Below are 20,765 nucleotides of genomic sequence, written 5' to 3' on the forward strand. Positions count from 1 at the left end.
GGTCCGGGCAATCATTATTTCATCCCCGATCGCAAGATTTTCAAAAATCGCTGATGCGCGGAGGACACATTTGCACGCCCAAATCGTTACGCTATCGCAACAAAATAGCAAAAACCAATCATTTCCACGCGCCATCGCGCGCAACAGAAAGAGAAACACGTCGTCTGGCTGGGGGACCTGGATTCGAACCAGGGCTGTCCGGGTCAGAGCCGGAAGTTCTACCGCTAAACTATCCCCCATCCACCGATGGTATCGACGATCCCGCGCCAAGCCGGAGCTTAACGCGCGCACCGCGATCTACGTCAGGCGATACCGCCCGCAACGCTCAATTGCAAGGCCCTGAAACACAACACCGGCAAATCGCCGGCACCCGGCGCATATCTTGTTCAGCCGCGCGGTGCCGCGGCACGCGCGAGACGATCATTGATCGCCGCCCCCAGCCCCTGCCGCGGGATCGGGGCAACAGCGATGCCCTGCAACCCGAGGTCTGCCGCCTCGGTATCGATACGGTGCAACGCCTCGAACAACCCCGCCGCCGCCTCGATCAAACTGCCACGGGGCGAGAGATTGATCATCAACCGCCCCCTCACCGTCGCGGTGCCGAAACCCAACCAGGCCTCCGAATCATCCGGCGCAAGCGCCTCAAGCCGAAGCGGCAGCCGCGGCGCATAATGCGACCTGAGCATCCCCGGTGCGATGACCGCCGTGGTATCGTCACAACGCCGGATCGGACCCATCAATTCCTCCAGCATCTCGATCGGAATGCCCCCCGGCCGAAGCAGGGTCGGATCGCCGGTGGTAAGGTCGAGAATACTCGATTCAAGACCAACGCTGGTGGGGCCCGACTCCAGAACGGCATCGATCCGCCCGGCAAGACCCGCCATGACATGAGCCGCAGTGGTCGGGCTGAGATGGCCAGATCGATTGGCCGAGGGCGCTGCGATCGGTGTGCCGGCGGCGTTCAACAGCGCGCGCGCCGTCCCATGCGCCGGCACCCGCACCGCGAGGCTCGGCAACCCCGCCGCGGCGAGGGCCGCGATCGGACTATCCTCACGGCGCGGCAACACCAGCGTCAATGGCCCCGGCCAGAACACCGCCGCGAGCGCACGCGCGCGCGCATCGGCGCGGACATGAGCGAACGCGCCATCGGCCTCGGCAAAATGACAGATCAGCGGGTTGAACCGTGGTCGCCCCTTCGCCGCGTAGATCCGGGCGATCGCGTCCGCATTCGTCGCATCCGCCCCCAGGCCATAGACGGTCTCGGTCGCGAAAGCGACCAGCCGCCCCGCCCGAAGCCACGATCCCGCGCGCGCAATGCCCTCGGCATCGTCACGCAGCAACACGGTCATCGATCGGCTTCAGCTTCGTTCGGCAGGTCACGGGCGACTTCCGGCGAGTGGAGCAACCGGTTGATCCGGCTTGCCTCATCGAGCGCATGGTCGGGCTGAAAATGCAGATCGGGGACGAATTTGGTGCGCATCCCCTGCCCGATCGCACTGCGCAAAAATGGGCTCACCCGTTTGAGGGCGGGCAGCAGCGGATCGGTCGGGATGTTGCCAAGACGCGAGACGAAGATCGTCGCATGTTTCAGATCAGGACTCATGCGGACTTCAGCAACGGTAAGATGAACGCCGATCAGATCGGGATCGCGGAACTCGGTGCGGGCGAGCACGGCGGAGAGGCGGTGGCGGATGTCTTCGGCGACCCGGCGCATACGCTGCGTCGGGCCGTCCTGGACTTTGCCGGTAACGGTCGCGCGATCGAAATGGCTGCGGCCGGGCTTACCCCTGGTCATGCCGGAACGAGTTCGGTCTCGTAGCATTCGACCACATCGCCTTCGCGAATATCGCCGAAGCCGGCGAAGGACAGGCCGCATTCGTAACCCCGGGCAACCTCACGGACATCGTCCTTGAAGCGCTTGAGCTGCGACAACTCGCCCTGATGGACCACGACGCCCTCGCGCAGCAGGCGCACGCCGGCACCGCGTTTGACCAGGCCTTCGGTGACGTAGCAGCCCGCAACCTTGCCGGTCTTGGTGATGTTGAACACCTGGCGGATTTCCGCGTAGCCGAGGAATTTTTCGCGGTGAACCGGCGCGAGTTTGCCTTTGACCAGTTTTTCGATGTCGTCCGCCACCTGATAGATGATGGAGTAGTAGCGGATATCGACGCCGTCGCGGTTGGAGAGCGCGCGGGCCTGGGCGTTGGCGCGGACGTTGAAGGCGACCACGATGGCATCGGAGGCTTTGGCGAGTTGCACGTCGCTTTCGGTGATCTGGCCGACGCCGGCGAGCAGGACGCGGACGCGAACTTCGTCGTTGCCGAGTTTGGTGACCAGGGCCTGGATCGCTTCGGCGCTGCCTTGCACATCGGCCTTGATCAGAAGCGCCACTTCCTTTTGTTCGCCGGCCTGGATGCGGGCGAGCATCTGGTCGAGTGTGCCGCGCGCGGCGGCGCCGGCGACCGCGTTGGTTTCGCGCAGACGGCGCTGGCGGAACTCGGCGATTTCGCGGGCGCGGCTTTCATCCTCGACCACGACGAAGGCTTCACCAGCAGAAGGGACACCGGATAGACCAAGGATTTCGACCGGAACCGAGGGGCCGGCGCTGGTGATCGGTTTGCCATGCTCGTCGAGCATCGCGCGGACGCGGCCCTGTTCGGTGCCGGCGACCACGATATCGCCCTGTTTGAGCGTGCCTTTCTGGACCAGGATGGTCGCGACCGGGCCGCGGCCGCGATCGAGCCGGGATTCGACCACGGTGCCTTCGGCGCTGCGATCGGGGTTGGCGCGCAGGTCGAGGATTTCGGCCTGCAGCAATATGGCTTCCTGGAGCTTGTCGAGGCCTTCGCGCTTGAGGGCGGAGACTTCGACATCCTGGGTTTCGCCGCCCATTTCCTCGACCGCGATGTCGTATTGCAGCAATTCGCTGCGCACCCGGGTGGGGTTGGCGTCCGGCCGGTCGATTTTGTTGATCGCGACGATGATCGGCACGTTGGCGGCCTTGGCGTGGCGGATCGCCTCGATGGTCTGGGGCATCACGCCGTCATCGGCGGCGACGACCAGCACCACGATGTCGGTCACCTGAGCGCCGCGGGCGCGCATGGCGGTGAAGGCTTCGTGGCCCGGCGTGTCGATGAAGGTCATTTTATCGCCGCTGGGCAACGTGACCTGATAGGCGCCGATATGCTGGGTGATGCCGCCGGCTTCGCCTGCGGCGACCGAGGTGGAGCGCAGGGCATCGAGCAGCGAGGTCTTGCCGTGATCGACATGGCCCATAATGGTAACAACCGGCGGGCGGGGCCGCATGTCGGTATCGGCATCGACGACGCCTTCGAGGCCGATTTCGACATCGCCCTCGGAGACGCGCTTGGATTTATGGCCGAATTCCTCGACCACGATTTCAGCGGTATCCGCATCAATCGACTGGGTCGCGGTGGCCATGACGCCGAGTTTCATCAGCGATTTGACGACATCCGGCACGCGGGCCGCCATGCGGTTGGCGAGTTCCTGGACCGTGATGGTTTCGGGAAGGATGACATCTCGCACAACGCGCACCTGATCTGAACGGAGCATTTCGAGTTCGGCCTGGCGACGTTCGCGGTCGCGCTGGCGGCGGACCGAGGCGAGCGAGCGAACCCGTTCGTCTTCGCCGGAGATAGCGGCTTGAACGTCGATCCGCGCACCGCCGCGGCGGCGATCGTCGACCACTTTTTTCGGCGGCGGAGCAACCGGTTTGCGGGCCGGGATGGCGTTGCCGCCGCCGCCGGGGCGACGGGCGACGCGGGGCGCTTCGTCCTCATCGTCACGGCCGCCGGTGCGGCCGGCCTTGAGGCGGAGGGTTTCGGGCGCGGCGCTTGGCGCCGGCGCGCTCGGCCGGCGCGGTGCGGCGCTGGATTCAACGCGACGTGGCGGCGGCGCGGGCGCTGTGGCCGGTGTCGCCACCGCTGCGGCGGGAGCGGTTGAAGGCAACGGAGCCTCGTCCGTTGTAACCTCGGTCTGCGGCGGCGGCTTGGCGGCCTCTTCTTCGCGACGGCGGGATTCTTCTTCGATCCGCTTGCGGTTTTCCTCTTCGGCGAGTTTCGCCGCTTCCTCATCGCGCCGCCGGGCTTCCTCAGCGGCGGACAGGATCGAAATGGTTTCCTGTTCACGACGCTCGGCGTCACGCCGGGCCGATTCGCGCGCCTGTTCGGCCACGGCGCGCTGGCGAGCCGCCTGTTCGGTCGCGGTCAGGCCGCGTGGCACCGGCGAGACGGTGTTGCCGCCACGAACCGGCGCGGTGGCGGGTCTCGTCGCGGTCGATTCGGGTGCGCCACCGGGTGCGCCGCCACGTTTTTTGCGCACTTCCACCTGGACCACTTTCGAGCGGCCATGGCTGAAGCTCTGCCGCACCGACCCGGCATCGACCGTTCGACCCAGCTCGGCCCGTGCCGCCGGCCGCAGCGAGAGCCGCCCCTTGGTTTCGCCTTGATCCTGCTCGTCACTCATACAATCCGGTCCGTATTCAATTCAGTTTCTTAGCCATCGTCACGTCATCGTCGCCCGGGTCGAACCCCTGGCCAATTCCGGTTCAACCCGGTTGCGGCTCTCTCTGCCCGCTCTCCGCCGTACTGGCAATCAGGGCGGTTCTGACACCGGCGAGTTTGTTCGCCTCGATCTCGATCATCCCGGCCAGTTTGCCGGGGCCAATCGCCACATGCACCGTGCGGTCACGCCCGAATACCGCGCCCAACCGCTGCGCCGGGAGTGGCCGGACCACGGGAACGGCATGATGTCCGCGGACCCGAGCCTGCTCGGATTCGCTGCCGTCCGATGCCGCAACCAGCAGCACGCATTGCCCCGCCCCCAACCGTTCCTTCACCTTTTCGAACCCACCGACCGCCGCGCCGGCGCGGCGCGCCAGACCCAGCAATTCAACGATTCGATTTTCCAAAACATGTTCGACCCGTTCGGCAAGCCGTTCGGGTGTGATCAATCGCTTGCGCGCGGCCTTGCTGAAAACACCACGCTTCGACGCCATCTCTATCACATCCCGCCGCGCACTCAACCACAAACCACGCCCAGGCAGGGTTGCAGCAACGTCGAACACCAGCGCATCGCCCGGCCCGACGACGAACCGGAGCATTGACTCGCGCGGCAAGTGCTCCCGCGTGACCAGACAGCGGCGCAGCGGACCGACATGATCGGCCGGGTCATCATCGACCTGATCAAAATCGATCGTCTCGGCGATTGGTGCGTCAGGATCAGGCAGGAGTTTCATCTCCCTCGAACCAGTGGGCGCGCGCCGCCATGATGATCGCATTCGCGCTCGCTTCATCGAGCGCGTCCTTGCCGACGATCTCGATCAATTCATCGCTTGCCAGATCACCCAGATCATCGAGTGTCTTCACCCCGGCCTCTCCGAGTGCGACCAGCATGACAGCGGTCAGGCCTTCGAGATCGGCAAGCTCGTCGGTGACGCCGAGCGCGTTGCGTTTTTCTTCCATTTCGGTGGCACGTTTCTCAATTGCGGTTTCAGCGCGACGTTGCAGTTCGGCGGCGATGCCCTCGTCGAATCCTTCGATCGAGGCCAATTCCTCCAGCGGTGTTGCGGCCAAGTCTTCGATCCCTTCAAATCCTTCGGTGACAAGCAATCCGGCGATCACATCATCGACATCGAGCGCATCGACGAACAGATAGGAGCGGCGGCGGAATTCCTCCTGGCGGCGTTCGCTCTCCTCCGCCTCGGTCAGAATATCGATATCCCAGCGGGTGAGCTGCGAGGCGAGGCGCACGTTCTGTCCCCGCCGGCCGATCGCGAGTGAAAGCTGGGTGTCGGGGACGACGACTTCGACCTTGCCGGCCTCTTCGTCGAGCACGACTTTCGACACTTCGGCCGGCGCCAGCGCATTGACCACGAAGGTCGCGGGGTTGGGCGACCAGGGAATGATGTCGATCTTCTCGCCCTGCAACTCGGCCACCACCGCCTGCACCCGCGAGCCGCGCATACCCACACAGGCGCCGACCGGATCGATCGAGGAATCGCGGCTGATCACCGCCATTTTCGCGCGCGAACCCGGATCACGCGACACCGCCTTGATCTCGATGATGCCCTCATAAATCTCGGGCACTTCCTGCGCGAACAGCTTCGCGAGGAACCCGGGATGGGTGCGGGAGAGGAAAATCTGGGGCCCGCGCGGTTCCTCGCGCACATCGTAGATGAAGGCGCGCACCCGATCGCCGTTGTGGAGATTCTCGCGCGGGATCGTCTCGTCGCGCCGCAACAGCGCCTCGGACCGGCCGAGATCGACCATGAGGTTACCGTATTCGGTGCGCTTGACCACGCCGGTGATGATCTCGCCCACCCGGTCCTTGAACTCGTCGTACTGGCGCTTGCGCTCGTATTCGCGCACCCGCTGAACGATCACCTGCTTGGCGGTCTGCGCCGCGATCCGCCCGAAATCGATCGGCGGCAGCGGGTCGATCAGATGGCCGCCGAGCTCGATATCGGGTTTGAATTTCTTCGCGATATGCAGCGGGATCTGGGTTTCCTCGTTCTCGACCACCTCGACCGCCTCGGTCCAGCGCGACAGACGGACATCGCCGGTTTTGCGATCGATCGTCGCCCTGATGTCCTTCTCGTGCCCGTATTTGGCGCGACCGGCCTTCTGGATGGCCTGTTCCATCGCTTCGAGGACTTCGTCGCGGTCGATCTGCTTTTCGCGGGCGACCGCGTCGGCGACGAGGAGCAGTTCGGGGCGGGCTATCGCGGTGTCCATGGCAATCTCGCTTTGTTGCTCTGAGAAGTTCAGTTCGGCGGTGACGGCGTTTCGGTGGCCTTGATCAGGTCCTCGGTGAGGACGAGCTTGGCCTTTCGGATATCACGGTGCGGCAGATCGACGGTTTCACCTGAATCGAGCTTGACGCGCGCGGCGGTTTCGTCGGCACCGAGCACCGTCGCGGTCACGCGTTTGCGCCCCGCCGCGATCGGCACATCCATTTCGATCTTGGCCAGATGCCCCGCGAAGCGGACCCAGTCCTTCACCCGGGTCAATGGCCGATCGATCCCGGTGGAACTGACCTCAAGCGTCCAGGCGGTGCTGATCGGGTCCTCGACATCGAGCACAGCGGAGACCAGATGACTGATCCGCTCGCAATCATCGAGCGAGAGTTGGGACTGATCGGCACGATCCGCCATGATCTGAACCGTGGGCGTCTGCTTGCCCATGATGGTGACGCGGACAAGCTCGTATCCGATCGATTCCAGCCCGGGGGCGATCAGATCGGCGATGCGGCCTTCGAGGCCAGTATGCTGCGGGCGGGTCTGGTTCAAACTGCGAACTCGAATCAAGGCGGTTGGACAATAAAAAAGGCGGCCCGCTAAGGCCACCTCCGTGAAGGTTGGAGTATATTTTTTTGCAATATAGACCCCGAAACGCATCAAGGCAAGGTGGCCGCGCGCCGGGGTTTTAGCGCTCAGCCCGCCGATGCCGGCATCAACCGGCTTTCATCCGGGTCAATTGCTGCTTCATCGCGTCGAGCAAGGCGCTCACCTGGCCACCGTGATCGTTGATCACGCTCGAATATTCCGAACGCTCGGTCACCTCCAGCGACGTGCCCTCAACCACGACATCGACGATTTTCGGTTGACCATCGATCGTATCGACCACCCATTGCACATGGGCGGGCGACTGATTCTCGCGGCTGACCACGGTGCTGACCAAATCACCCGCGGGTCCGGGTTCGACCTTGCCGGTCTGGAACGTGACACCCTTGTAGGCACGGATCTGGGTGGTGATGTTATAGGCCAGGGTTTGATGAAACAAATGCAGATATTCGGTGCGCTGGCTCGGGGTCGCCACCTGCCAGTAGCGGCCGAGGACGAATTTGCCGATTTGATCGACCGCGACGATGTCATTGACCAGCGCACGCAGATCGGCGGATTTCTGGCTGGTCGAGCCGGGTCCATTGATGATCGCGACCAGCTTGGCGCCGGATTGCTGGATGAAACTCTTGGCGGCCGCGGCATCTGGCGCCGCGGCGAACGCGACGCTGTCGGTAAGCGCCGGCGAGAGGGCGAGCGCCGGCATCACGGCGAAAGCGCCGAGCAGAACCCGGCGAAAATAGGCGGCCATAGGGCAGTCCTTCCTAGTTGTTGTCGTCGTCGTATTCGTCGTGCCGCATCGCCTTACGCTGCGCGGCCGAATACCAGGCCGGCGGTGTGGCGACGTCACGCTGGTTGATTGTCTTCAACTCTGCGGCACGATGTTGGCGATAAAGGCTCCGGAATGTGGCATAGGGGTCGAGCGAGGTCTCTTTGATGTTCGAGATCGTGCCGTGCAGCCTCGCGCGCAGATTGACCAGGCCCAGCGTTGTCGCCGAATCGCTGAATATGGTCAGGCCGGTCGAGGGCGGGGCCGGAAACGTCGGTGTCATGAAATAGCTGGCCGGCCAGTTCAGCGCGTCGCGCACGCCCGATGGCCCGAACAGCGGCAGATATAAATACGGCCCCGGCGGCACACCATAGCTCGCCAGGGTCAGGCCGAGATCGGTGTAGACATGGCGGTATCCCAACGACCGCGCCGGATCGAACAGACCGCCGACCCCGACGGTGGAATTGACCAGAAACCGCACCAGCATCGTGCCGGCGTCACGCGGCTTGCCCGAGGCCATGAAATACAACACCTGCCCGGGGGCCAGAAGATTGCGCATGAAATAGGTTACGTGCTCGCGGATCCCCGGCGTCGTGACATCGATATACCCCATGGCGACCGGCCGCAGCAGATACGTGTCGAGCCTGTTGTCAAAATGATAGATGACCTTGTTGACCGGCTTCAACGGATCGTTCTGCTGCTCATAGGCCTGATAGGCGGCCTGGTTGCTCTTTGGCGGGGCGGTGGCGCAGCCGGCCAGCGCAAGACAGGTCGCCGCGACGGCGAGGGGAGGAACCACGAGATTCATCTGATTTTCCTTCTAGATGCTGCTTCATATCGCGTAATTTCGAGCCGTTTCAATTGCCGGCGCACATTGGAGCCATACCAGTCCGGAATCGTCGGCCGGTCGCGGCGATTGATCTGGCGCAATTGTGCCGCCCGGTGCTGGCGATACAGGCTGCGAAACACCGCATACGGGTCGAGCGCGCTCGATTCGATATGGGCGATCGTCGCGTTCAAGGACGACCGCTGGTTCACCGTGCCGATTGTGGCGGCGGCGTAATGCAGCGTCGCGCCGGCCGCCGATGACGTGCTGATCGGAATCGGTGAAATGAACACGCCGCCGAGACTCGCCAGCGCGTCGCGCACATTCGACGGCCCGGCCGCCGGCACGAACAGATACGGGCCGGATGGCACGCCATACAAGGCCAGAGTCAACCCAAGATCGGTATCGACCCGCCGATAACCGAGCGCGCGCGCCGGATCGAACACGCCGCCGATCCCGACCGTCGAATTGACCAGAAAGCGCACCAGCATGGTGCCGGCATCGCGCGGCTTGCCCGACGCCATGAACAAGAGAATCTCGCGCGGCGCATCCAGGTTTCGTGCGAAATATCCCGCATGGGTGCGAAACCACAGCGATGTCACGTCGAGATAGGTCCGGGACGCCGGATTGACGACATGCACATTGAGCCGGTGGTTGATCCGGTAGAACGCCTCGTTCATCGGCTTGAGCGGATCGTCCTGATGGCGATAGGTCGCATAGGCCAGCCGATCGGTGCGTGGCGGCGGTGTCGCGCAGCCGGCGAGCGCCAAAACGATCCCCCCACCCGCGATCACCGCGAGCGACCATTCGCGGCAAGCCCTCACCCCTGCGCCCCATCGGTATCCTCCCCGCGCCATGCCGCCCTCGCCCGATGCCATCCTATGCTCCGCAATTGTTACGGTTTCACTTCCAGGCATGTGGCAGCATGGCTGCATTGATCAATCCGCGGGCCGCATCAGAAATAATCCGAATCATGATCGGAAGGAACGATCGGCCTTGAACCACCGCCCGGTTCCTGCCACCACAGACCCAAATGGAGCCCCTCGCATGAACGCGCTATCCGAACAGAATGTCTTGCCCCGCTGGCTGTCGGGCGAGCGGTTCAAACCTGTCGCGTCCGGCATGGCGCGGCTGATTCCGCCGGCAATTTCCTTCGAGTTCTTTCCGCCGAAAACCGAGGCGCTGGAAACCCAGCTCTGGACCTGTATCGACCGTCTCGCCCCGCTCGCCCCACGCTTCGTTTCGGTCACCTACGGCGCGGGCGGCACCACGCAGGAGCGCACCCACGCGACCGTCCGGCGCCTGGTGCGCGAGACCAGCCTGGTTCCCGCCGCCCATCTCACCTGTGTCGGCGCGTCGCGCGGCGCGGTCGATGATGTCGCCCGCGCCTATTGGGATGCCGGCGTGCGCCACATCGTCGCCTTGCGCGGCGATCCACCCGGCGGCGCGCCCTACCAGCCCCATCCGCAGGGCTACGAATACGCCGCCGATCTGGTCGCCGGGCTGAAACGCGTCGCTGATTTCGACATCTCGGTCGCCGCCTACCCCGAAACCCACGCCCAGGCCGAAAGCCCCGCCGCCGATCTCGACAATCTCAAGCGCAAGCTCGATGCCGGGGCCAGCCGCGCGATCACCCAGGTGTTCTTCGAGACCGGCCACTATCTCGACTTCCTCGACCGCGCCCTCGCCGCCGGCATCACCGCGCCGATCATCCCCGGCATCATGCCGGTCTCGAATTTCGCGCAGGCGAAGCGGATCAGCGAAATGGGCGGCACCTACGTCCCCGGCTGGATGGCCGACATGTTTGACGGGCTCGACGAAGATGCCGAAACCCGCCAGATGGTCGCCGCCTCCATCGCCGCCGAACAGGTCCGCACCCTGCAGGCCAACGGCATCGATGAATTCCATTTCTACACGCTGAACCGGGCGGATCTGACCTATGCGATCGCGCGGATACTGGGGGTGAAGGCAAAAGAAGGAAACACTGCTTTTTTTGAAAAAAAAGAAGCAAAAAAACTTTGATTCCAATTGGCCCGTGCCGGTAACAACGCCCATGCCCCAGACAACCAAAAGTTTTTTGCTTCTTTTTTACAAAAAAGAAGCGCTTCCTTTCTTACCTTTCCACCTGACATGACCAACTACCTCACCCGCCTGAACCCAGCCCAGCGCGAAGCCGTCGAAACCATCGATGGCCCCTTGCTGGTGCTCGCCGGCGCCGGCACCGGCAAAACCCGCGTGCTGACCACGCGTTTCGCCCATATCCTGCTCAGCCGAAGGGCGTTTCCCAGCCAGATCCTCGCGGTCACCTTCACCAACAAGGCGGCCCGCGAAATGCGCGAGCGGGTCACCGCCCTGCTCGACCAGCCGGCCGAAGGCCTCTGGCTCGGCACGTTCCACGCCCTCGCCGCGCGAATGCTCCGCCGCCACGCCGAACGGGTCGATCGCACGTCGAGTTTCTCGATCCTCGATACCGACGATCAGCTTCGCCTGCTCAAGCAGGTGATGGAAGCGCGGCGGATGGACACCAAGCGCTTCACCCCGCAAGGGCTGATGGGCACGATCCAGCGCTGGAAGGACCGCGCCCTGCTGCCCGATGCGGTGCCGCGCGATCAGGATATCGACTGGGGCGCAGAATCGGCACGCGATCTCTACGCCGCCTATCAGGCGCGGCTGCGCGAACTGAACGCGATGGATTTCGGCGATCTGCTGCTGCTGGCCTATGATCTGCTCCGCCGCGACCCCGAGGTTCTGGCCGAATATCACCGCCGCTTCCGCTACATCCTGGTCGACGAATATCAGGACACCAATCTGGTGCAGTATTACTGGCTCCGCCTGCTCGCCCAGCAATCGAAGAACATCTGCTGCGTGGGTGACGACGACCAGAGCATCTATTCCTGGCGCGGGGCCGAGATCGAGAACATCCTGCGCTTCGAGGTGGATTTTCCAGGTGCCAAAATCGTCCGTCTCGAGGCCAATTACCGCTCGACCGCGCCGATCCTCGCCGCCGCCGCCGGGCTGATCGCGCATAATGAAGGTCGGCTCGGCAAGACCCTGCACGCCGGCCGCGCCGATGCCGCGGGCGAGAATGTCGAGGTCTTCGCCTTCTGGGATTCCGACGAGGAATCCCGCGCCGTCGCCACCCGCGTCGAATCCCTCCGCCGCGACGGCCACAAGCTCGCCGAATGCGCCGTGCTGGTGCGCGCAGGGTTCCAGACCCGCGCCTTCGAGGAGCGGTTCATCGCGATCGGCCTGCCCTACCGCATCATCGGCGGCCTGCGCTTCTACGAACGCGCCGAAATCCGCGACGCCATCGCCTATCTGCGCGTGCTGATCCAGCCGGCCGACGATCTCGCTTTCGAACGCATCGTCAACACCCCCAAGCGCGGCCTGGGCGACACCGCCCTGCGCGCGATGCACGAACGCGCCCGCGCCGATCAGGTGCCCCTCGCCGAAGCCGCATCGCGCATCGCCGGCGAAGCTACTCTGCGCGGCAAGGCACGCGAGGGTCTGCGCGACCTGATCGCCAAATTCAACGACTGGCGCGAAACCCTGCGGCGCGACGGCCATGTCATCGCGCTCTCCACCCTGCTTGACGAAAGCGGCATCATCGCGATGTGGCAGGAGCAGAAAACGCCGGACGCCGCCGGGCGGATCGAGAATCTCAAGGAACTGGTCCGCGCCCTGGCCGATTTCGACACGCTGGAAGGGTTCCTCGAACATGTTTCCCTCGTTATGGACAATGACAACGAGGTGGACGACGACAAAGTGTTCCTGATGACCCTGCACGCCGCCAAAGGCCTGGAATTCGACACGGTATTCCTCCCCGGCTGGGAAGAGGGCGTGTTTCCGAACCAGCGCGCGCTCGACGAAGGCGGTGCCAAATCGCTCGAGGAGGAACGCCGCCTCGCCTATGTCGGCATCACGCGGGCGAAACAACGCGCGATCATCTCGCATTGCGCCAACCGCCGGATCTACGCCAACTGGCAATCGAGCGTGCCGTCGCGCTTCATCGAGGAACTGCCGGACGATTCCATCACCCTCGGCGGCTCGGCCAGCCTCGCGCGCGAACAGCGCTTCGCCGCCCCGGTCTTCGCGACGGCTACGCCTCTGATCGCCCGGCGCGAGTCAGCGCCCCAGCAGAATCGGCGCGAAGCGGATAGCTGGAACACCCCGTCGCGCCCCGCCCGCGCCGACAAACTGACCGAAGGAACCCGCGTGTTTCACCAGAAATTCGGCTACGGCATCGTTATCGACACCGATGACGACCGGCTCGACATCCGCTTCGAAACCGCCGGCGAGAAACGCGTGCTCGACCGTTTCGTGGAGCGCGCCTGATGCCGCACGCCGAACAGCTCGAACGCATCATCCTCACTGTCCCCGCGACCGCGCTCGAAGCCTTCGAGGCGGCACTCGGCTGCTGCTGCCGCACGGTCGGGTTCTTTCTCGACGAGGCGACCAACACCTGGGTGGTCGAGGGGCTGCGCGAGATCGATGGGTCGGACGGTGATCTGGTCACGGCACTGATTCTCGCCGAGGCGGCGAGCGGCATCACACCCGACATCGAGCGCGTCAGGGTCCCGGCCGGCGGCTGGCTGGCGCGGAGCTATCAGGGCTTCCCCGAACAAATGATCGGCGAGCGCTTCGCCATTCGCGGCTCCCATATCAAGGGCAGGAAACCCGCCGGCAGGCACAGCATCACGGTCGATGCCGGGCTGGCCTTCGGCACCGGCGAACACGGCTCGACCCGGGGTTGCCTTCTGGCCCTGGAACAGACGGCCAAACGCCGCCGACCACTGAACATCCTCGATCTCGGCACCGGTTCCGGCGTGCTCGGCATCGCCGCGGTGAAAATCTGGGGCCGCCCGGTGCTGGCCACCGACATCGATGCACGCGCCGTCCGCGTCGCCACCGCCAACGCCGCCCTCAACGGCACCGCGCGCCTGTTCCGCGCCCGCCGCGCGGATGGCTGGATGAGCCCGGTCCTGCGCCGCCACGCGCCCTATGATCTGGTGTTCGCCAATATTCTGGCGCGCCCGCTCGCGGCAATGGCGCATCAACTCGCCGCCAAACTCGCGCCCGGCGGCACCGCGATTCTCGCCGGGCTGCTCGACCGTCAATCACGCTGGGTGCTCTCGGCGCATCGTCGCCACGGTCTGGTGCTGAAAGCCAGGATCAACGACGGCGACTGGACAACGCTGATCCTGGAAAAACCCATAAGGCGCGCAGCAAAAACCCGGGAGACCACCCCATCGTCATGACGGGGGGCCTTGCCCGGGCGTTTGGTCGCATCCGGTCGCGATCAGACGCGGCCGGGAAACTTGCCCCGCGCCACGTCGCGGATGTCCGAGCGGGAGATGCCCAGATCCGCCAGTTCACGGTCGCTCAGCTCCGACAATTCGCGATAGGCCGCGCGAGCCGCCCGCTGCTGGCGGAACATCTCGCGCACACGCTCAAACATGGCGACGGTGCGCCGGAAATTGTCGCGCAGCGCCGCATCGATCGCTGCATTCTGCGACGCCAGCGCATCCGCAACGGGCGAGCCGAGCTTGGTATGATCGATCAGTCTAGCCATTTTAATCACCTTCAGTTTAGGGACGAACGCGAGCCCGAATTCCATTATCGGCAGAACCCGTCGCTCTCGCTCTTTCGCAGTGCAACATAATCGTCCCACCGATATTTGTGGAGCGAAGGTTTTCTCGGTCAGCTATGCAAAAACATGATAGGAAATTGGTTAAGATATGATGAAAGAGCGCATCTCATCCCTACGTGCGGCATTGCGGACCCAAGGTCTCGACGGCTTCATCCAGCCGCGTAACGATGAATTCCTTGGTGAATACGTCCCCGACTCGGCCGCCCGCCTGGCCTGGCTGACCGGCTTCACCGGCAGCGCGGGCGTCGCTATCGTGCTTGCCGACAAAGCCGCCGTATTCTCCGATGGCCGCTACACGCTGCAACTCGAAAGCCAAACCGATCCCGCGATCTGGGAACGCCACCACATCACCGAAACCCCGCCGGAAACCTGGCTGCGCGCCGAAGCCCCGAACGCCCGCATCGGCTACGACCCCTGGCTGATGTCGGCCAATCATGTCGCCACGTTCAGCGATGCTGGAATCACCATGGTGCCGATCGCCAACCCGATCGACCGCTTCTGGAATGATCGCCCCGCGCCGCCAGCGGCGGTCGCAACGCCGCATCCGATCGCGTTCGCCGGCGAATCCGCCGCCGCCAAGCGTCACCGCATCGCCGCACTTATCGCCGCGGATGGCGCCGACGCGGTGCTGCTGACCGACCCGCATGCCGTCGCCTGGCTGTTCAACCTGCGCGGCGCCGACCTGCCGCACACGCCGGTCGCGCTCTGCTTTGCCTTGCTGCGCCGCGACTCCTCGGCCGTCATCTTCATCGATCCGGAAAAAATTCCCCCAGCCACCGCCGTTCATCTCGGCGGATCGGTTACCATCGTCGCGCGTGATGCCCTGGCGGATACGCTCGCCACCCTGCGCGGCAAACGAATCCGCCTCGACCCCGCCACCGCGCCGATCCGCCTGACCCAGATACTCGGCGATGCCGGCGCCATCACCGTGTCGGGCGATGATCCCTGCGTGCTCCCGCGCGCGATGAAAAACCCGGTCGAGCAGGAAGGTGCGCGCGCCGCGCATGTTCGCGATGGCGCCGCGATGTGCCGGTTCCTCGCCTGGTTCGCCTCGACCGCGCCGGATGGCACCCTGACCGAGCTCTCCGCCGCCGCGATGCTGCGACACTTCCGCAGCGCGGCGGCGGATTTCCGTGCCGAAAGCTTCAATCCGATTTCCGGCGCCGGCGAACATGGCGCGATCATCCACTACGCCGCCGATGATGCCAGCAACCGCGGGATCCACCGCAACGAGGTCTATCTGATCGACAGCGGCGGCCAATACCCCGATGGCACCACCGACATCACCCGCACCCTCTGGACCGGCCCCGACGCGCCGCCCGCCCTGATCCGCGACCGCTTCACCCGCGTCCTCGCCGGCCATATCGCGCTTGCCCGCGCGCAATTTCCCACCGGCACCACCGGCCCGCAGCTCGACGTCCTGGCCCGGACGCCGCTGTGGGAGGCCGGACTCGATTTCGATCACGGCACCGGCCACGGCGTCGGGTCGTATCTCTCGGTCCATGAAGGTCCGGTCAGTTTCCACAAACGCGCCAAGCCGGTGCCGCTCGCCCCCGGCATGATCCTGTCGGACGAGCCCGGCTATTATGAACCCGGCGCCTTCGGCATCCGTCTCGAGAACCTGCTGCTGGTCGTCGCGGCGTCCACCACCAGCCGGCCGTTTCTCGCCTTCGAAACCCTCACGCTGGCGCCGTTCGCCCGCGCGATGATCGATCCCGCCCTGCTCCCCGCCGCGTCCATCGCCTGGCTCGATGCCTACCACGCCCGTGTCGACGCGGTGATCGGCCCCCGCGTCGATGCCGCGACGCGCGCGTGGCTCGCAACCGCCTGCGCGCCGCTGACGCGCGATTGATCACCCCCCGATCGATGAGCCGGCACCGCGCCGCCTGACGGCTTGCATTCGTCGCCAGAAGCGCCACACTGATTTCATGTCTGGATTCGCCCCGCGTGTGAAGGCGGTGCTCGGCCCCACCAATACGGGCAAGACGCATCTCGCCATCGATCGTCTGCTGGGCCACGCGTCGGGGATCATCGGATTTCCGCTCCGCCTGCTCGCCCGCGAGAATTACGACCGCATGGTCGCGATCAAGGGGGTCCGGCATGTCGCGCTGATCACCGGCGAGGAAAAGATCGTCCCGCCCGAGGCGCGGTGGTTTTCCTGCACGGTGGAAGCGATGCCGCTGGACCGGCAGGTCGAGTTCATCGCCGTCGATGAAATCCAGCTCTGTGCCGATGCCGATCGCGGCCATGTATTCACCGACCGGCTGCTGCATGCGCGCGGCATGGTCGAGACGATGTTTCTCGGCGCGGAGACCATCCGCAAGCTGCTCAAACGTCTGGTGCCGGAGGCCGAGATCGAAACCCGGCCGCGCCTGTCGCAACTCACCTTCACCGGCGCCACCAAACTCTCCCGCCTGCCGCCGCGTTCGGCGATCGTCGCGTTTTCGGCGGCCGAGGTTTATGCGATCGCCGAAGCCGTGCGCTCGCGCCGCGGCGGCTGCGCCGTGGTGATGGGGCGGTTGAGCCCGCGCACCCGCAACGCCCAGGTCGCGCTGTATCAGGACAAGGAGGTCGATTTCCTCGTCGCGACCGATGCGATCGGCATGGGTCTGAACATGGATGTCGACCATGTCGCCTTCGCCGGCCTGTCGAAATTCGACGGTCACCGCCCCCGCCCGCTCACCGCCGCCGAAATCGCGCAGATCGCCGGTCGGGCTGGCCGCGGCATGCGCGACGGCACTTTCGGCACGACCGGGCCGTGCCGGCCGCTCACCGAGGAACTGGTCGCCGCCGTCGAGGCGCATGCCTTCGAACCGCTCGAACAACTCGCCTGGCGCAATTCAAGCCTCGATTTCACCTCGATCGAGACCCTGCTCGCCAGCCTGCTCTCCTCGCCCGAACGCCAGGGTCTGACCCGCGGCCACGATGCCTCCGACCTGCTCACCCTGATCGGCCTGTCCGGCGATGCCGCCATCCGCGCCCGCGCCCGCTCGCCGCGCGCGGTGCGAATGCTGTGGGATGCCTGCCAGATCCCCGATTTCCGCAAACTCGCGACCGATGCGCACAGCAAACTCTGCGCCCGGGTGTTCCAGCATCTGCTCGATGACGGCGTGCTGCCGGAGGATTGGGTCGCCGCGCAGATCGCGGTGCTCGGCCGCACCGATGGCGATATCGACACGCTGATGCAGCGCCTGGCCGATGTGCGGATCTGGGCCTATATCGCGGCCCGGGCCGACTGGGTCCGCCATGCGCTGGTCTGGCAGGGCCGGGCGCGCGAAGCCGAGGATCTGCTGTCGGACGCGCTGCACGAAAAGCTGATGGCCCGTTTCGTCGATCGCCGCGCCGCCCGGATCACCCGCAGCCTCGATGCCGGCGAACCCGCCGGATTGATGTCGGCGGTCACCAGCAGCGGCGAGGTCGTCGTCGAGGGCCACACCGTCGGCCGGATCGATGGCTTCCGCTTCGAGCCGGACGCCAGCATCGGCGGATCGGACAAGCGCCTCGTCCTGCGCGCCGCCCGCCGCGCCCTCGGTGGTGAAATGCCCCGCCGCGTCGCCCTGGTGCAAGCCGCGCCCGATGCCGCCTTCGCCCTGCAACCCGACGGCGCGATCACCTGGCTGGGCGCGCCGATCGCCCGGCTGCGTCAGGGCAGCGCCCTGCTCGCCCCGGCGATCGAAATCATCGACAGTGAATTTCTCGACGGAACGCAGCGCGAAACCCTCCGCGCCCGCCTCGCCCGCACCATCGAGACCATCATCGCCCACGAATTGACCCCGCTGTTCGCCGCCGCCGATGCCGCCTTGTCCCGGCCTGAGTTGCGCGGCATCGTCCACCGCCTCACCGAACAGGCCGGCATCCTGCCCGCCGCCACGATCGATGCGGCGCTGCGCCCGGAACTGCGCCGCATCGGCATTCGCGCGGGGTGTTTCGCGATTTACCTGCCAGCCATGCTGAAACCCCGCCCCGCCCGCCTGCGCGCGACCCTCTGGGCCGCATGGCGCAAACGCTGGCTGCCGCCCCTGCCCGCCCCCGGCCTGATCTCGATGACGAGCCCCGACTGGCCGGACGGTCTCGCCACGTTCATGGGCTGGCTCGAATGTGGCCCCCGCGCGATCCGGCTCGACATCGCCGAACGCATCGCGGCCGATCTGCGCTACACCGCCCGCCGCCGTCCGGTTCCGGTTCCCGCCGGCCTCGCCTCGCGACTCGGGATCAGCCAGGACGATCTCGGTCCGGTCCTGAACGGTCTGGGACTCCGCCTGCTCGCGGCGGAAATCCTGGATGATGCCGTCTTCGGCCCGCCGCAACCCGCGCGCATCGCCATCGCGGCCCAGCGCAAGCCCGCCGCGGCGCCGCCCGACCAACCGGTCCGCACCCCCAACCCCGACCATCCGTTCGCGGTTCTGGCCAGCTATCGCCGTGAAGCGTCCTGACACGTTGCCCGGATGCGCGAAGGAGGATGTCGCCTGGCAACGGCTCGACCTGTTCCTGTTCCACGCCCGCTTCGTCCGATCCCGCGCCATCGCGGCCGCGCTGATCGGGGCCGGCTGTGTGCGGATCAACCGCCAGACCACCGAGAAACCCCATGCCAAGCTTCGCCCCGGCGACGTGCTCACCCTCGCCCTGCCCCGTGACGTGCGGGTGATCCGGGTGCGCGCGCTCAGCCCGCGCCGTGGCCCGCCGGATGAGGCGCAAGGCCTGTATGAGGTTGTTGGCGAGCCGTAATCTTGCGCAAATGCCATGTTGGGGGCATATCGCCTTCACCCGTTCTCATGACTCAGGAGTAACCGATGACCTATGTGGTCACCGAAAATTGCATCAAGTGCAAGTTTATGGATTGCGTCGAAGTCTGCCCGGTCGACTGTTTTTATGTCGGCGACAACATGCTGGTGATCCATCCGGACGAATGCATCGATTGCGGCGTCTGCGAGCCGGAATGCCCGGCCGAGGCGATCGTGCCCGATTCCGACGACAAGGCCGCCGCCTGGCTGGAAAAGAACCGTGAATTCGCCCTGACCTGGCCCAACATCACCCGCAAGGGCACCCCGCCCGACGATGCGGATGAGTGGAAGGACAAGCCCGGCAAGGCCGAGCTGTTTTCCGCCGAACCGGGAGTGCCCTGACACCCGCCGCGCCGGGGCGTTCCCGCAGCGTCGATTTTGTGATACGCTCATGTCAATCAGGAGGTACGACCCGTCACCGATCATCGATCGGTCCGGTTCGTGCGCATCTCGATGGGATTGATGATGACACAAGATCAGACTCCAATGGCGACCGAAAAGAAACCAAAGCCGTCTCGCAAACCGGCCTCCCCTCCCGACCCGGCGGCGCTCCGCTCACCGCCGCGCCCATCATCGCGCCCGGTCGTGAAAACCGTGCCGAAAACACCGAAATCCTCGTCGGCGGCGACCGTACCCGCTTCAAAAAAAGGCTCACCTCCCGCCATGACCACGGTTCCCCTCGCCGACCCGATGACCGACGCCGCCCCCGACGATGCAACGCCCGCCGTTGATCAGGCCCCGATCGCCGCCACGCCGCCGCCCGTGGCCGATCGCGATGCGATGCCCCCACCCGGTCCCCGGCCGATGCTGCCGCAACGCGCCATCGCCAAGGCGGAAAACTTCAAAGCCGGCGACCATGTGGTCTATCCCACCCACGGCGTCGGCAAGGTCGATCGCATCGCCGCCGAGGAAATCGCGGGGCAGAGGCTCGAACTGATCCACATCACCTTCGATGAAAACCGCATGACCCTGCGGGTGCCGGTCAACAAGGCCCGCACCGCCGGCTTGCGCAAATTATCGGGCCGCAAACAGTTCGATGAAGTGCTCGCCGCGTTGAAGGGCCGGGCGCGGATCAAGCGCACCATGTGGTCGCGCCGGGCGCAGGAATACGAGGCCAAAATCAACTCGGGCGACCCGATGGCGATCGCCGAAGTGGTGCGTGACCTCCATCGCAACGCCGGCCAGCCCGATCAGAGTTTTTCCGAGCGCCAGATTTTCGAGGCGGCGCTTGAACGCCTCGCCGCCGAATACGGCGCGCTCGAGGGTCTCGGCAAGCAGGAAGCGATCGACAAATTGCTGGTCTTCCTCAAGACCGAATAACCCCGAGAGCCGACCGGCTCTCCGAAACGACCCGAGAGCCGACTGGCTCTCTAAAACGA

General features: G+C 65.3%; 18 protein-coding genes and 1 tRNA gene. 8 read left to right on the top strand and 11 right to left on the bottom strand.

The window, feature by feature from the left end:
* Positions 1 to 165 precede the first annotated feature (165 nt).
* The 10 genes from ACP5E6_RS04130 to ACP5E6_RS04175 all read right to left on the bottom strand — a co-directional run bounded on the left by ACP5E6_RS04130 (position 166) and on the right by ACP5E6_RS04175 (position 9,833).
* Positions 166 to 239: transfer RNA gene (locus ACP5E6_RS04130), tRNA-Gln, on the bottom strand.
* A 147-nt stretch (positions 240 to 386) separates the two neighbouring features.
* Positions 387 to 1,349, bottom strand: a complete 963-nt coding sequence (locus tag ACP5E6_RS04135; protein ID WP_427952072.1) for an L-threonylcarbamoyladenylate synthase — start codon at positions 1,347 to 1,349, stop codon at positions 387 to 389.
* Positions 1,346 to 1,822 carry a 30S ribosome-binding factor RbfA gene (gene rbfA / locus ACP5E6_RS04140; protein WP_427952075.1) on the bottom strand — a complete coding sequence of 159 codons (477 nt, stop codon included), beginning with the start codon at positions 1,820 to 1,822 and terminating at the stop codon, positions 1,346 to 1,348. The genes ACP5E6_RS04135 and rbfA overlap by 4 nt, the downstream gene beginning before the upstream one ends.
* The gene (infB, locus tag ACP5E6_RS04145) at positions 1,792 to 4,485 is read right to left on the bottom strand and encodes a translation initiation factor IF-2 (RefSeq protein ID WP_427952078.1); all 2,694 of its coding nucleotides are present in this window, start codon (positions 4,483 to 4,485) and stop codon (positions 1,792 to 1,794) included. Before infB ends, rbfA begins: the two co-directional genes overlap by 31 nt.
* 82 nt (positions 4,486 to 4,567) lie before the next feature.
* Positions 4,568 to 5,257 carry an RNA-binding protein gene (locus ACP5E6_RS04150; protein ID WP_427952081.1) on the bottom strand — a complete coding sequence of 230 codons (690 nt, stop codon included), beginning with the start codon at positions 5,255 to 5,257 and terminating at the stop codon, positions 4,568 to 4,570.
* Entirely contained in the window at positions 5,241 to 6,755 is a 1,515-nt protein-coding gene (gene nusA, locus ACP5E6_RS04155) for a transcription termination factor NusA (RefSeq protein ID WP_427952084.1), read from the bottom strand. Before nusA ends, ACP5E6_RS04150 begins: the two co-directional genes overlap by 17 nt.
* Positions 6,756 to 6,784: 29 nt before the next feature.
* On the bottom strand, positions 6,785 to 7,309 hold the full coding sequence (gene rimP / locus ACP5E6_RS04160; RefSeq protein WP_427952087.1) for a ribosome maturation factor RimP: 525 nt from the start codon (positions 7,307 to 7,309) through the stop codon (positions 6,785 to 6,787).
* A 163-nt stretch (positions 7,310 to 7,472) separates the two neighbouring features.
* A complete protein-coding gene (locus ACP5E6_RS04165; protein ID WP_427952090.1) occupies positions 7,473 to 8,111 on the bottom strand; it encodes an MlaC/ttg2D family ABC transporter substrate-binding protein in 639 nt (212 codons plus the stop codon).
* A 13-nt stretch (positions 8,112 to 8,124) separates the two neighbouring features.
* Positions 8,125 to 8,937 (bottom strand): MlaA family lipoprotein, encoded by an 813-nt coding sequence (locus tag ACP5E6_RS04170; protein WP_427952093.1) that lies wholly within the window; start codon positions 8,935 to 8,937, stop codon positions 8,125 to 8,127.
* The gene (locus ACP5E6_RS04175) at positions 8,934 to 9,833 is read right to left on the bottom strand and encodes an MlaA family lipoprotein (protein WP_427952095.1); all 900 of its coding nucleotides are present in this window, start codon (positions 9,831 to 9,833) and stop codon (positions 8,934 to 8,936) included. Before ACP5E6_RS04175 ends, ACP5E6_RS04170 begins: the two co-directional genes overlap by 4 nt.
* A gap of 169 nt (positions 9,834 to 10,002) precedes the next feature.
* On the opposite strand from ACP5E6_RS04175, the gene metF reads away from it, so the two are divergent.
* The 3 genes from metF (at position 10,003) to ACP5E6_RS04190 (ending at position 14,213) form a co-directional block, all read left to right on the top strand.
* On the top strand, positions 10,003 to 10,977 hold the full coding sequence (metF, locus tag ACP5E6_RS04180) for a methylenetetrahydrofolate reductase [NAD(P)H] (RefSeq protein ID WP_427952098.1): 975 nt from the start codon (positions 10,003 to 10,005) through the stop codon (positions 10,975 to 10,977).
* Positions 10,978 to 11,085: 108 nt separating this feature from the next.
* Positions 11,086 to 13,290, top strand: coding sequence for an ATP-dependent helicase (locus tag ACP5E6_RS04185; protein ID WP_427952100.1), 2,205 nt, complete (start codon positions 11,086 to 11,088; stop codon positions 13,288 to 13,290).
* Positions 13,290 to 14,213 (top strand): 50S ribosomal protein L11 methyltransferase, encoded by a 924-nt coding sequence (locus tag ACP5E6_RS04190; protein WP_427952103.1) that lies wholly within the window; start codon positions 13,290 to 13,292, stop codon positions 14,211 to 14,213. The genes ACP5E6_RS04185 and ACP5E6_RS04190 overlap by 1 nt, the downstream gene beginning before the upstream one ends.
* 41 nt (positions 14,214 to 14,254) lie before the next feature.
* Here ACP5E6_RS04190 and ACP5E6_RS04195 read toward each other — a convergent pair whose 3' ends face one another.
* Complete coding sequence (locus ACP5E6_RS04195) at positions 14,255 to 14,527, bottom strand: DUF1127 domain-containing protein (RefSeq protein ID WP_427952106.1); 273 nt, start codon at positions 14,525 to 14,527, stop codon at positions 14,255 to 14,257.
* A gap of 166 nt (positions 14,528 to 14,693) precedes the next feature.
* Between ACP5E6_RS04195 and ACP5E6_RS04200 the strand changes: the two genes are divergently transcribed.
* The 5 genes from ACP5E6_RS04200 (at position 14,694) to ACP5E6_RS04220 (ending at position 20,706) form a co-directional block, all read left to right on the top strand.
* Entirely contained in the window at positions 14,694 to 16,457 is a 1,764-nt protein-coding gene (locus ACP5E6_RS04200) for an aminopeptidase P family protein (protein WP_427952108.1), read from the top strand.
* Between the two features lie 76 nt (positions 16,458 to 16,533).
* On the top strand, positions 16,534 to 19,038 hold the full coding sequence (locus ACP5E6_RS04205) for a helicase-related protein (protein WP_427952111.1): 2,505 nt from the start codon (positions 16,534 to 16,536) through the stop codon (positions 19,036 to 19,038).
* On the top strand, positions 19,025 to 19,330 hold the full coding sequence (locus ACP5E6_RS04210) for a S4 domain-containing protein (RefSeq protein WP_427952114.1): 306 nt from the start codon (positions 19,025 to 19,027) through the stop codon (positions 19,328 to 19,330). Before ACP5E6_RS04205 ends, ACP5E6_RS04210 begins: the two co-directional genes overlap by 14 nt.
* Before the next feature lie 65 nt (positions 19,331 to 19,395).
* The gene (fdxA, locus tag ACP5E6_RS04215) at positions 19,396 to 19,728 is read left to right on the top strand and encodes a ferredoxin FdxA (protein WP_427952117.1); all 333 of its coding nucleotides are present in this window, start codon (positions 19,396 to 19,398) and stop codon (positions 19,726 to 19,728) included.
* Positions 19,729 to 20,049: 321 nt separating this feature from the next.
* Positions 20,050 to 20,706, top strand: coding sequence for a CarD family transcriptional regulator (locus tag ACP5E6_RS04220; protein ID WP_427952120.1), 657 nt, complete (start codon positions 20,050 to 20,052; stop codon positions 20,704 to 20,706).
* Positions 20,707 to 20,765 lie beyond the last annotated feature (59 nt).

This window comes from Acidiphilium sp., from assembly GCF_049977125.1.
In the GTDB taxonomy this organism is placed as follows: domain Bacteria; phylum Pseudomonadota; class Alphaproteobacteria; order Acetobacterales; family Acetobacteraceae; genus Acidiphilium.